Annotated in this window: 9 protein-coding genes; 1 reads left to right on the top strand and 8 read right to left on the bottom strand. The window is 27.4% G+C overall.

All coding sequences use genetic code 11. From position 1 onward, the window contains the following. Window positions 1-207 precede the first annotated feature (207 nt). The 8 genes from HGB55_RS12900 to HGB55_RS12935 form a co-directional block, all read right to left on the bottom strand. Complete coding sequence (locus tag HGB55_RS12900; protein ID WP_168817306.1) at window positions 208-717, bottom strand: OmpH family outer membrane protein; 510 nt, start codon at window positions 715-717, stop codon at window positions 208-210. Window positions 718-948: 231 nt separating this feature from the next. Beyond that, a complete protein-coding gene (locus tag HGB55_RS12905) occupies window positions 949-1800 on the bottom strand; it encodes a bifunctional 2-polyprenyl-6-hydroxyphenol methylase/3-demethylubiquinol 3-O-methyltransferase UbiG (RefSeq protein ID WP_168817307.1) in 852 nt (283 codons plus the stop codon). Window positions 1801-1855: 55 nt separating this feature from the next. After that, window positions 1856-3727, bottom strand: a complete 1872-nt coding sequence (gene mnmG / locus HGB55_RS12910) for a tRNA uridine-5-carboxymethylaminomethyl(34) synthesis enzyme MnmG (RefSeq protein WP_168817308.1) — start codon at window positions 3725-3727, stop codon at window positions 1856-1858. A gap of 30 nt (window positions 3728-3757) precedes the next feature. Then, window positions 3758-4174, bottom strand: a complete 417-nt coding sequence (ybeY, locus tag HGB55_RS12915) for an rRNA maturation RNase YbeY (protein WP_168817309.1) — start codon at window positions 4172-4174, stop codon at window positions 3758-3760. A 14-nt stretch (window positions 4175-4188) separates the two neighbouring features. Continuing rightward, complete coding sequence (locus HGB55_RS12920; RefSeq protein WP_168817310.1) at window positions 4189-7434, bottom strand: DUF4175 family protein; 3246 nt, start codon at window positions 7432-7434, stop codon at window positions 4189-4191. Between the two features lie 48 nt (window positions 7435-7482). After that, a complete protein-coding gene (locus HGB55_RS12925; protein WP_168817311.1) occupies window positions 7483-8127 on the bottom strand; it encodes a response regulator transcription factor in 645 nt (214 codons plus the stop codon). A 25-nt stretch (window positions 8128-8152) separates the two neighbouring features. After that, the gene (locus HGB55_RS12930) at window positions 8153-8929 is read right to left on the bottom strand and encodes a sensor histidine kinase (RefSeq protein WP_168817312.1); all 777 of its coding nucleotides are present in this window, start codon (window positions 8927-8929) and stop codon (window positions 8153-8155) included. 1609 nt (window positions 8930-10538) lie between these two features. Next, complete coding sequence (locus HGB55_RS12935; protein ID WP_168817313.1) at window positions 10539-10940, bottom strand: hypothetical protein; 402 nt, start codon at window positions 10938-10940, stop codon at window positions 10539-10541. Between the two features lie 503 nt (window positions 10941-11443). On the opposite strand from HGB55_RS12935, the gene gltX reads away from it, so the two are divergent. Beyond that, a complete protein-coding gene (gene gltX, locus HGB55_RS12940; RefSeq protein WP_168817314.1) occupies window positions 11444-13039 on the top strand; it encodes a glutamate--tRNA ligase in 1596 nt (531 codons plus the stop codon). Window positions 13040-13140: the final 101 nt, after the last annotated feature.

The raw sequence follows: 13140 nt of genomic DNA on the forward strand, positions 1-13140 counted from the left end.
TATTTCAATAACATCTTTACTGCATTAATAGCTTATAATTTTAAAGACAAAAAACCTTCTCTTAAAAATAATTTTGTGGATACTAAGCAACTTTATTTATCTTTTTAGTTATATCGAACTCACGTTAAATTAGCTTAAAAATTTTGAAAATAAAAAACCCTTTAATAAAATTAAAGGGTTTAATTATTTGATTTTTAGCAATTTAAACTATTCTTTAGAGAAATCTTCATTTAAAATGTCTAAAATATCTTTAGTTACATTTAAGGTTTCATCACCATACATAACAGTACCTTTACCCGATGTTCCTAATATTAATTTATAACCTTTTGTTTTAGCGTATTCAGCAACAAAACTGTCAACCTTTTTAGTGATAGCTTCGCTATTCTCTTGATTTTCTTTTTGTAATTCTTGAGAAGCCTGTTGTTGTTTTCCTTGTAAAAACTGTTGTTCTTGTTGTAAAGCCTGTTCTGTTTCTGCTCTTTTTTGAGCTGACATTCTTTGTGCTTCTTGATAGTATTTTTGTACTTTTAATTGAAAAGGACCTTGTAAGCTATCCAATTCTTTAGCCATTATTTCTTGTTTTGCTTTTAACTTATCTTCTAAAGCTTTTGTGGCTTTATAATCTTTCATTATAACTTCAACATCAATATAAGCAATTTTAGTTTGAGTACAAGATGCAAGTAGAATTGCAAAAACAACGATTACTAATTTTTTCATTTTAATTTGTTTTGGTTTGTTGTTTAAAAATTGCTGCGAATATATAAACAAAAAAGATAGATTGATAAAATATTTTTAAGTATTAACTTAATTTATTATCATTACAACTATTATAATTTATTTCTATTAAAATATATCGATAAAAATCAATTTTAGAATGTTATTTTGAAATTTAAATATCAAAGTACTCCAAATGCTCAGAAAAGCTCTTAAATCGCTTTAAAATGATTTTTAAACGTTTTTAATGATATAAATTAAAGACGAATACTCTTTTGAAGTGGATGCTTTAATATTTGAAAGTAAACCTAAACAAAAAGCTTTAAAAAAATTGTTATTTCCTGTTTTATATTTTTCGCTTAATAAGGAAACATAAAAAGAATCAAACTTCATTGGAAGGATTTTTACAACGTCCATTTTTTGCTTTTCAAAAAGTAGTTGAATAGATTTTTTAGAAAAATGCCACAAATGTCTTGGCACATCAAAAGCGGCCCAAAATTGTTTGTAATGGTTTGCATCAAAACTTTTAAAATTAGGAACCGCAATTACCAAAACTCCATTTGGTTTTAACAAGGTTTTTAATTTTGAAATATATTCATCTAAATTAGGAACGTGTTCTAAAACATGCCATAAAGTTATTACATCAAACTTGTTGTCTAATTCATCAATGTTAGAATAAATTTTTGTGTTTTCGCCTAGTTTATTTTTGGCATTTTTTTGGGCTTTATCATTTGGTTCTACTCCAACTACATCCCAATTATTATTTTTACAAGTAAACAAAAAATCACCTGTGCCACACCCTACATCTAAAATATTTTTTCCGTCTGTATTGAATGAATTAATAAGCATCAGCTTTTTATGTAAAGCATATTTTTTTACAATTTGATACAGCTTTTCTATTAATGATTTTTTTGAATCAGTATGAGAAATATAATCTTCACTCTCGTAATAAAAAGGTAGCTCTTCAGGTTCAGGTTTAGGAAAAGTTTCGAGCATTTCAAACTTGCTATTATATAGCAAATCAAACTTTTTATTTGATACTGTATAATCAAGACACGTTAAAAAAACATCCTTATTTCTACTCATCTGTTATTTAAACTTATTCGAATTTGATACTATGTTCCACGTGGAACACTCAACTTTATCTTCCCATATACACCAATAAAACTGAAACATCGCTTGGAGAAACACCACTAATTCTACTTGCTTGAGAAATGGTTGCCGGCTGAATTTTAGTTAGTTTTTGACGCGCTTCAATTGATAAGGATTTAACTTTAGAATAATCAAAATTTGAAGGAATCAGAACATTCTCTAGCCTATTTAATTTATCGGCCTGATTTTTTTCTTTTTCAATATAACCTGCATATTTTACATGAATTTCAGTCTGCTCTATAATCTCATAATCTATATTATTCTTTGTAATAAAGGTTTTTACTTTTGGGATTTTTCTGATATCATTAAAGTTTAATTGAGGCCTTGCTGCTATTTTAAAAAGCTTCATTGATTGATTAATAACAGCTGTATTATTTTCTTCTAAAATAGGATTTATCACTTCGGGCTTAATGCTGGTTTCTTGTAAAAACTTAACAAACAAATCTGTTTTTTCTTGTTTTTCAATTACCCTGTCCATGCGTTCTTTTGAAGCCAAACCTAATTCATAAGACAAAGGTGTAAGTCTTAAATCTGCATTATCTTGCCTTAATAACGTTCTATATTCAGCTCGTGAAGTAAACATTCTATAAGGCTCTTCAGTTCCTTTAGTAATTAAATCATCAATTAAAACACCTATATAAGCATCGTTTCTTTTCAATATAAAAGGCTTTCTATTTTGCACATTTAAAGCAGCATTTATACCTGCCATTAAACCTTGGGCTGCCGCTTCTTCATAACCTGTAGTACCATTAATTTGACCTGCGAAATATAAGTTTTTAATCAGCTTTGTTTCTAAAGTATGCGTTAATTGTGTTGGCGGGAAATAATCATATTCAATAGCATATCCATATCTGAAAAATTTCACATTTTCAAAACCGGCAACTTTACGTAATGCTTTATCTTGTACATCTTCAGGTAACGAAGTTGAAAAACCATTTACATAAACCTCAACAGTATCCCAACCTTCAGGTTCAACAAAAATTTGATGTCGGTCTTTTGTTGAAAAACGATTAATTTTATCTTCAATAGAAGGACAATATCTAGGCCCAATACTTTTTATTCTACCATTAAACATTGGAGATCTGTCAAAACCCGTTCTTAACAAATCATGTACTTCTAAAGAAGTATAACTCATATAACAAGAACGTTGCTTTTCTAAAGGTTTTGTGATTGATAAATATGAAAATTTTTCAGGGTTTTCATCACCGGGCTGTTCAATCATTTTTGAAAAATCTAAAGATCTGCCATCAACACGTGGTGGTGTTCCGGTCTTCATTCTTCCCGCTTCAAAACCCACTTTAACCAAATCTTCAGTAATACCTGTTGCCGCTCTTTCTCCCACTCTACCTCCACCAAAAGTTTTATTACCAATATGAATTAATCCATTTAAAAAAGTTCCGGCCGTAATTATTACTGTTTTAGATTTAATTTCAATTCCTAAAGAAGTTTTAACCCCAATAATTTTATCACCTTCAAACAACAACCCATTAACCGTATCTTGATAAAAATCTACTTTCTCTGTTTGTTCCAACATAGTTCTCCAACATTCAGCAAAACGCATTCTATCACTTTGAGCTCTTGGGCTCCACATTGCGGGTCCTTTTGATTTATTCAACATTTTAAACTGAATAGCCGTTTTATCCGTAACAATACCGCTATAACCACCTAAAGCATCTATCTCTCTTACAATTTGTCCTTTTGCTATTCCTCCCATAGCAGGATTGCAGCTCATTTGCGCAATGTTTTGCAAATTCATTGTAATAAGCAATGTTTTTGCGCCCATATTAGCACTTGCTGCTGCAGCTTCACCACCAGCATGCCCACCACCAACTACTATAACATCATAAACCGTATCAAACATAATTTTACATATTTTGTTCCACGTGGAACATTATTTAGTTTTAAATAACTTTAAACATTTATCTTCTTCATTTCGCATTTCTAATTTACCTTCTTCAGTTTTATCAGTAAAGCCCAAATAATGTAAAACACCATGAATAATTACTCTATGTAATTCATTATCAAATGTTTGTGATAATTCTATTGCATTTTCTTTAACTCTTTCTACAGAAATAAAAATATCTCCACTAATTAGCTTTCCAAGTGTATAATCAAAACTGATAATATCTGTTAATGTATCGTGACTTAAAAACTGAACATTTAATTTATGCAAATACTCATCGTTACAAAAAATGTAATTGATTTCACCTTCAGTAAATCCGTAAGAATCTATACAGCTAGAAATCCATTTTTTAACACTACTCTCATCAGTAAGTTTAAAATCGGTTTCGTAATTAAATAAAATCATAATATTAATTATTATTATTCCGTTGTTTTAAAATACTCTTGTACCTTCTTTTGATAAATTGTGCGCAAAGGTAATGATTGTCTGTTTAATATTTCATTATAATTAAAATACTGATTTTGAAGTTTAATTTTATCAATATTTCTTTTTTCAAAATCTATTTTATTGGTTTCAGATTTTCGTTTAGTATCTTCACCTTGCTCTAAAGTAGCTTTTTCTAATTTTAACAATTCGTAATTAAGTTGTTCCATTTTTTTAATAATCTCCGGTGAAAATCCTTTTTCAAGCATTTCTTTTTCCAACTCTTCCATTTGTTTATCTATATCACCTGCACCATTCTTTTTGGAATCGCCTTTATTATATCCCAAAATATCTTTTAATAATTCTCGTAATTGAGATTGCTGTTTGTAAATTTCGTAAAGTTCATCGCTTTGTTGCTCACCATCTTTCCCCGACTTTTCTCCTTCCTTTAAACCTTCTTTCATTTTATCAATAAGATCTCCTTGCTGTTGTATAATATCAGGCAAACTAAACTCTTGCGAATTGCCTTTACCTTTGCCAAAACTAGGTGAAGCATTCATTAAACTTTCAAGTAAATCGCTCAAAGAATTTGCCAAATTATTTGCTGCAGTAATTACAAATTGTTGATTGGATATTCCTTGTTGAAATCTATTATCGGTAAAATTAGCTAAAGCTTCATCTAAATTGTAATGAGCATCAGAAACTTCTTTTTGAATCATACTGCTCATTTTTACAACTCTTAATGAAAGCATATACAAACTATCATCAATATGCTCAAAATACTCTTTTAAAACATATTGTTGTTTTAAATTTTTAGGATACTCGGCATTGTTATTATCAATAGATGAAAATTTCTCTAATAAACGCTCTTGATCAAACGAAAATTCAATCAAATTTTCAACAATTTTACGTAAATCATCAATATTCTCATCAATTGACTCACCTTCCATTGCTTCCATAGACTGCTTCATACTTTTACTAAGTTGCTGCATTTTTTTAGAAGCAGCTTTTTGACTTTTTTGTGCTTTACTTTTTTCTTGATTATTTAATTCGTCTAAAGCCTTATTTAAATCATTATTTATATCTTGAGTGTCCTGATTATGTTCAGGAAGTTTCATTGGTCTTTTAAGCTCTTTATTTTGAGAATCAAGTTCTTTAAAATCATTTTTAATAGCATCAAATTCTTTATTTATTTCTTGCTGCTTTTCTACTGAATTTTCTTCATTATTCTCATTAGAAATTTCTTCTTGTTTTTTTGCTAATTCATCTAATTTTTCTGAAATCTGATTGGCTTTTTGCTCAACATAAAACCGTTTGGTGAGTTCCAAAATACGCTCTAAACTTTGCTCGTTTTGCTTATTTTTTTTAGACATTTCCTTTAACTTTTCAACTAAATCTTCTTTTTTTAATTTGTCCGTTAACTCCTTTAACTCTTCTAACATTTTTTCCTGTTCTGCCAACTTTTTGGTTTCTTCAATACGCTTCTGCAAATCTTCTTTCTTTTCCTGTAAATCTTTATTTTCAGGCTGTTCGTTTAAATTCTTTTCTAAATCATTTGTCTGCTTTTGAAACATCTTTTGATATTGCGTTTGTCTTTTAATAAACTCTTCTAATTTTTTAGTATCATTCCAATCTAAATCAGATTTTTTTTGAAGTTCATTTTTGAAATTATCAATTTCAGAATTAGATTTCTTAGATTTTTCGATAGTTTTAGAAATAGTGTTTATAGTTTCTTTCTGCTCTTTCAATAAGTCCTCTTTAAGTTCTTCTGAAGTTTTATTATAGTAACTAAACGTACGACTTTTGGTGTTTTTATTTCCATTAACGGCATCGTTATCAAACACTTTAAAATACATTTCGTACTCAATACCCGGTTCAATTGTAATTCCTTCAGGAAAAACATAATAAAAATCGGAAAATGTTGATTTTGAAACTTTGATTAAATGCTTTTTAGGGTCATTTTTATTTTCTTTATCATAATACACTAACTGAAGTTTATGAACACCATAATCATCACTTATTTGACCAATAAACTGCGCTGGACCTCTGCTAATTGAATCAATATCCGATTTTACAATAATTTTAGGAAATTCATCAGCTACAACTTGTATTGTAAAGTTTAAAGATTCATAATTAGAAAGCTGTTGGTTTGATGTTGATATTTTATAATTGATTGATTTAAAAACTTGCTGAGAATAACTATACGAATCAGAATCTGTTTTGGTAAAATTGGCTGGTTGTTCTTCACTTGAATTAAATAAAACCTTATTTGTTTGATGCGTTTGTACATTCCATTTAATTTTAGTTCCTTGTGGAACAATAATATTCCCTGTATTTTGAATTACTTCATCTTTTTTTCCGGTATAAAAAGGATAATTTATATCCATTTTTAAATTAGTAATTACAGGTGTAGCTATACTGTTTATGGTATATGTTTTAGATGCTACATTATTTGCTTTTAAAGTAAAATTTATTGGCTTTTTAATACTTACAAAATTGTATTGAAATTTTCCGTTTCGCTTATTTTCCAAATAATAATTTTCATTATCAAAATATATTTTTGCATCTTCTGGAATAGTATTTCCAATAGTTTCAATTTCTAAAGTAAAAGGATTTCCTTCAATAACATTTAAACTTTCATTCAATACTTTGAAAGAAAAAGGTGCCGGAGGTTCGTACTCTTTTTTATGATGTACAACTCTAGTTAAACTATCATTAAAAACCGAAATATTACCAGTAATATAGGTTAGTAGCCAAATAAAAACAGGAATTATGGCATATTTTAAGTATTTTTTATTTTTTGAAAAATCAATTGCTCTTTTAAACGGAATAGGATTTAGTTCTTTTGATTTTTGCTCAATACTGGCTTCAATAAGTTCTGAACTTTGTTGAATATTTTGTAATTGCAACATATTCAATAACTTATCTTTAACTTCAGGAAAATGATCTCCTATAATCTTTGAAGCTTCAAACGCTGTAATTCCCTTTTTTAAACCCGATAATTTAAATAAAGGAAACAGTATATAAACAACTAATAATACAACTTCAACCAAAATAAAAACCCAAAACAACATGGTTCTTAAAATAGGTTTTAACCATAAAAAATATTCAACTAAAAGTGTAAAAATAAAATAAAGAAACCCTATTGTAAAAAACAATAGCATACCTTTAATAAGTTCATTAATATAATATTTACTAATAAACTGATGAAGCTTTGCTTGTATGTGTTGAAAATTGCTCAATTACTTATTTTTTACTTATGGCTAAAGTTAAAAATAAATAAAATCAAATTACAGAATTACTATTTTTTCTTTAATAGCGTATAAAACAAGACCAATACGTGTTTTTGCACCAATTTTATCAAACAGTACTTCTCTATAGTTTTCAACTGTTTTTGGGCTTAAAAACATGGCTTCGGCAATTTCCCTGTAAGTTTTTTCGGTACAAGCTAATTTTAAAAATTCCAATTCTCTGTCTTTAAGCTTAATAGAAGATTTCTTTTCTTTTGTACTAATTGAATTTAAAAGTGTATTTGCAATATTTTCGGTATAGTAAAATCCGTTTGAGTGTACTTCTTTTAAAGCATGGTATAGTATATCCGGGTGAATATCTTTTAATAAATAACCTTTTGCCCCGGCTCTTAGCATTCTTAAAATAGTATCTTCCTCACACTCCATAGATAAAGCCAATACTTTGATTTGGGGATGATTTTCCTTTAACCATTGTGTAGCTTCAATGCCATTTATTTGAGGCATCTGAATATCCATTAATACAATTTGAGGATGCTTATTTCCTTTAGAAAAATAATCAATGAGTTCTTTACCGTTAGATAAAACTTCTACTACATTAAACTCTTTAAAATTGGAAACTAATCCGTTGAGTGCTTGTGAAAAAAGTAAATGATCATCAACAATAATTATATTAATTCCATCCATTTATAACTTTATTTGGGCTGAGGTGTTATTTAGGACAACTAATATATAACATAGTTCCTTTATTTGGAACAGATTTTAAATCTAATTTTGCACCAATTAAATTAGCTCGACTTTTCATATTAGTTAAACCTATACCTTTATGGCTAGCTGTATCTTGTACATCAAATCCAATTCCATCGTCTTTAGCGCATATATCTAACTGATTATCAGTATATTTTAATTCTATATTCAAATTTTTAGCTTTGGAGTATTTTAAGGTATTATTAGAAAATTCTTGTAAAATTCTAAATAGAATTATTTCTTTTTCATTTGAAAGCTCAAATACATGATCAGACAAATTAAATGAAGCATTAATAACATTTAAACGATTATAACGTTCAATTTCAAGTTTAATAGAATTAATTAAACCTTTATTTTTGATTGTTTCAGGATTTAATGATTTTGCTAAACCACGAAGTTCCTGCAAACTTTTTCCTACAATATCTCCGGTTTCGGCTATTTTAATCTGTTGTTCTTCCGGTAAGCCATATTGAATCATATTCAACTGCATTTTAGCCACAGAAAGAAGTTGGCCTATATTATCATGAATTTCCCAGCTTATGTTTTGTAATGCTTGTTCTTGAATTTCTAATTTTGATTTATTAATTTCTTCTTCAAAACGCTTTTGAGTTTCATGTTGTTTAATTAAAAAATCGGTTTTTTTCTGCTGAAAATAAAAGAAAAATACAATTAAAGTAATTGCCAGTATTAAAACTATAATGGTAGTAACTAATATGAGTACTTGTATTTCTTCTTGATCCATAATTTTAATTATTATAGCGTTTTTCACTTAGTAAAAAACCCATTATAAAACTTAATCATTAATATATTTAATCCAAATGTAATATATCTAAACATACCTTTATACAATATATATTCAGCAATTAAAAAAACTGGCACAGAACCTATATTAAAAAACAAAACCCCAATACTAATCCAAAAAATATAAAAATAACCTTAATTGTAAGTTGTGAGAATACTTTTTATAACTTAAAATACCAACTAAAATAGTAACAAAATAAATTGCCGCGCATGTATATATTGGAAACAAATTTAAATATTATACTCTTTTTTAGTTAATAAAAAGCCAAGTATAAAGCATATATGCATAATTATATTTAATGTTAAAGTTATATAATCCCAAATACCATCATAATTTAAATATTTTGACAAAACAAATACTGGTAACCAACCTATAAAAAACAAAAGGTTACCTATACTTATCCAAAATAATAGTACATATTTTATATTTAAAATAACATCACTATTTAAAATATCAAATAAATAAATGTTTATGATAACTATAAAACAAAAAAAACCATAAATAAAAGTATTCAACTGAAAATTAAAAAAAGATGTTTGTATAAATGTATAATTTATGATACCAAAAATTAAAAAGCTAATTAAAAAAAACATAATTAATTTCTTTTTAATTTTATTTTTTATAAAACTTTTATAAAATAAAAAATAGATAGAAAAACTAATACCGTAATATGTATTATAAATAGGGAAAGTATTTCTATTCTGAGTATAATAACCTATATAATATCCTAATGATTCGGTTATTAAACCCAAAATTAAAATATATAAAAAGTAACTAACTTTAGTGCCTTTTATTTTTTTGAAATTAAGTATCCCAATAATTACACTAATAAAATAAATTAGTACATAAATATATTTTGGAATCATAAATAATTATTATGAGTTAAGCATTTATTGAAAACAAATTTAGATATTATATTGTTTCTTACTTACTATGAAACCAATGATAAAACATAAATTCATAATAATATTTAACGCAATAGTAATATATCTAAACACTCCACTATACGATATATATTCAGCAAATACAATTACAGGTATAAAGCCTATATTAAAAAATAAAACTCCAATACTAATCCAAAAAAAAATTGAATATTTTAAATTTAAAATAATATCGTTTTGTAATAATTCAGAATAATAAATTACTATAGTAATTACTAAAATAAAACTTGCAATAATTATATTATTATTTAAGCTTTTCGTTAAGAAATCAGTAAAAAATACTATATCTATTATTGAAATAAGGGTATAAACTAAAATTAATATTTTAATAAGGTTCCTTTTATAACTATTTTTTATAATCCCTAAAAAAAAGAACAAATAAAAGTAGCTATTTACAAAATTCCAAATATTAAATACATAGAATGAATTTTTTTTATGAACTACACCTATGTAATACGCAACTAACTCAGTTAATAATGAATACATTAAAAAAATTAGAAATAACTTTAAATAAAAACTATGTCTAATTTTTTCATAATTAAGTATTCCAAAAATAATTGTGACAAAATATAATACTGGATAAATAAAAATTGAATATGTCAAAACTATTACTGAGGATATGTAGCAGAAGGAGGGTTTCCTAATGAACCGCCATTTAACCCATCAATAACTTCAATATCCGCATTATCACCACTTACTACTAATCCATCTTTTAGATTACTTCCTGCTTTTAGCTTGGTAGGAACAAAAAAGACAGTAGAAAAGTTCTTTTTACTAGGTTTTTTATCCTTTTCTGGATACGCACCAAAATAAACTCTTAAACCACTTATATCAATTCCCTTTAACTTACCTTCATCTTCAACATACTTAATATAATCTTTTAGTTCCTGTAATGAAAACCAGCTTGAAAGTGCATCTTTTTTTCCGATAGCATTATCGATCGCTAGAGATCGAGTTTTTACAAAATTATTATTCAATTCTTTTGCCTCAGTAGATGTAATTTTTTTCATTTTAATAAAATTTAAAAAGTTAATGTTTAAAGTTACTCTTTTTTTTACGTTTTTAAAATTAAAAAATAAGGGGATATTTCCCCTTCAAAAAAAAGGGTTTACACCTAAAGTAAGTTGTTTTATTGAGAGTACATTTATACAGTATTTAAAATGAAATAAAATGATTACTGAAAATAAGTTTACAAATAGAAAGGTCCAGTTATTTGGAATCGTATTTTTAATCCTTTTAGTTATCGGGTTAAATTTTTATATGCTAAATAAAGTAATAAGTAGTTCAGAAAATCAAAAAGACTTTGAAAAAAACATTAAAATATAAACTTATAAAAGATTACTTCTTAGTGTCTCCTTTCCTTACTAACCACATTCTTTGAAATCATTCAAAGGGTACTTAAAATCATTTATTGGGCTGATTTTAAAGGTTGTCTTCCTTGGCAACCTTTTTTTGTTATATAATTCTGTTATTGCTTTCGATAAATTATATTTGCACTTTAAAACAAGGAAAAATGAATAACGTTAGAGTGCGATTTGCTCCAAGTCCAACAGGACCTTTACATATTGGCGGTGTTAGAACTGCTCTTTTTAACTATTTATTTGCTAAAAAACATAGCGGCACTTTTATTTTACGAATAGAAGATACAGATCAAACTCGTTATGTAGCCAATGCCGAACAATATATAATTGATGCATTGAACTGGTGTAACATCCCATTTGATGAAGGACCCGGTAAAAATGAAAAGTTTGGACCTTATCGCCAATCTGAACGTAAACATATCTATAAAAAATATGCTGAAGAATTAATTGCTAAAGGAAAAGCTTATTATGCTTTTGATACCGCCGAAGATTTAGATTTTCATAGAAAAGATCACGAAGAAAAAGGTAAAACTTTTATTTATAACTGGCATAATCGTGAAAAATTAACCAATTCTATTTCACTTTCAAAAGAAGAAGTAGAAAAACGTATTGTAAATGGTGATAATTATGTAGTTCGATTTAAAATGTACGAACCTGAAAGTGAAAATGAAATTATTGAAGTTAATGATATCATTAGAGGTAATGTGTCTTTTAAAAAAGAAATTTTAGACGATAAAATTTTATTTAAAAGTGATGGAATGCCAACCTACCATTTAGCAAATATTGTGGACGATCATTTAATGGAAATTTCTCATGTAATTAGAGGTGAAGAATGGTTACCTTCTCTCCCACTTCATATTGCTCTATATGAAGCTTTTAATTGGAAAGCTCCTGAATTTGCGCATTTGCCTTTAATTTTAAAACCGGTTGGCAAAGGTAAATTAAGCAAACGTGACGGTGATAAATTAGGGTTTCCGGTATTTCCTTTAGAATATAAAAACGAAGCAACTGGAGAAATTTCACGAGGATATAAAGAAGATGGATATTTTGCTGATGCTTTTATAAATATGTTGGCTCTATTAGGCTGGAATCCGGGAACCGAACAAGAAATTTTTGCTTTAGAAGATTTATGTAAAACATTCACCTTAGAACGTGTAAGTAAAAGTGGCGCAAAGTTTAGTCCGGATAAAACAAAATGGTTCAATCAACAATATATGATGTTGAAAACTGATGAAGAATTAGCCGAGTTTTTTGTACCAATATTAAAAAAGCACGTCATTGCGAATGAAATGAAGCAACCTCTTGAAGTTGAGAGATTACCACGTTGCTACGCACCTCGTAATGACAACGAAGAATTTAATATGGAATACATAACCAAAGTTGTTTCGTCAATTAAAGAGCGCGCTACCTTTGTGTACGATTTTTGGGATTTAAGCAGTTTCTTTTTTGAAGCTCCAACTCAATACGATGAAAAAGCAGCTAAAAAACAATGGAAAGAGGATACTTCTGAACTCATGAAAGAGTTAATTTCTGTTATTTCAACCATTGAAGATTTTACTTCTCACACTATTGAATTAATAGTTAAAGAATGGATTACATCTAAAGAAATTGGTTTTGGTAAGGTAATGCAACCTTTTAGATTAAGCTTGGTTGGCGCAATGAAAGGTCCTCACCTATTTGACATTGCTGAAATGATTGGAAAAGAAGAAACTTTAAGTAGAATTAAAAAGGCTATTGATACTTTATAAAACATTTATCATTTGAATAATTGAAATGAAGAATCTAATTTATAACGTAAATATTCTTCGTTATGCTTAGAGTGTCAATGATATCAAAACCAAAATTTACG

Source organism: Lutibacter sp. B1, assembly GCF_012524075.1.
Lineage (GTDB): Bacteria > Bacteroidota > Bacteroidia > Flavobacteriales > Flavobacteriaceae > Lutibacter.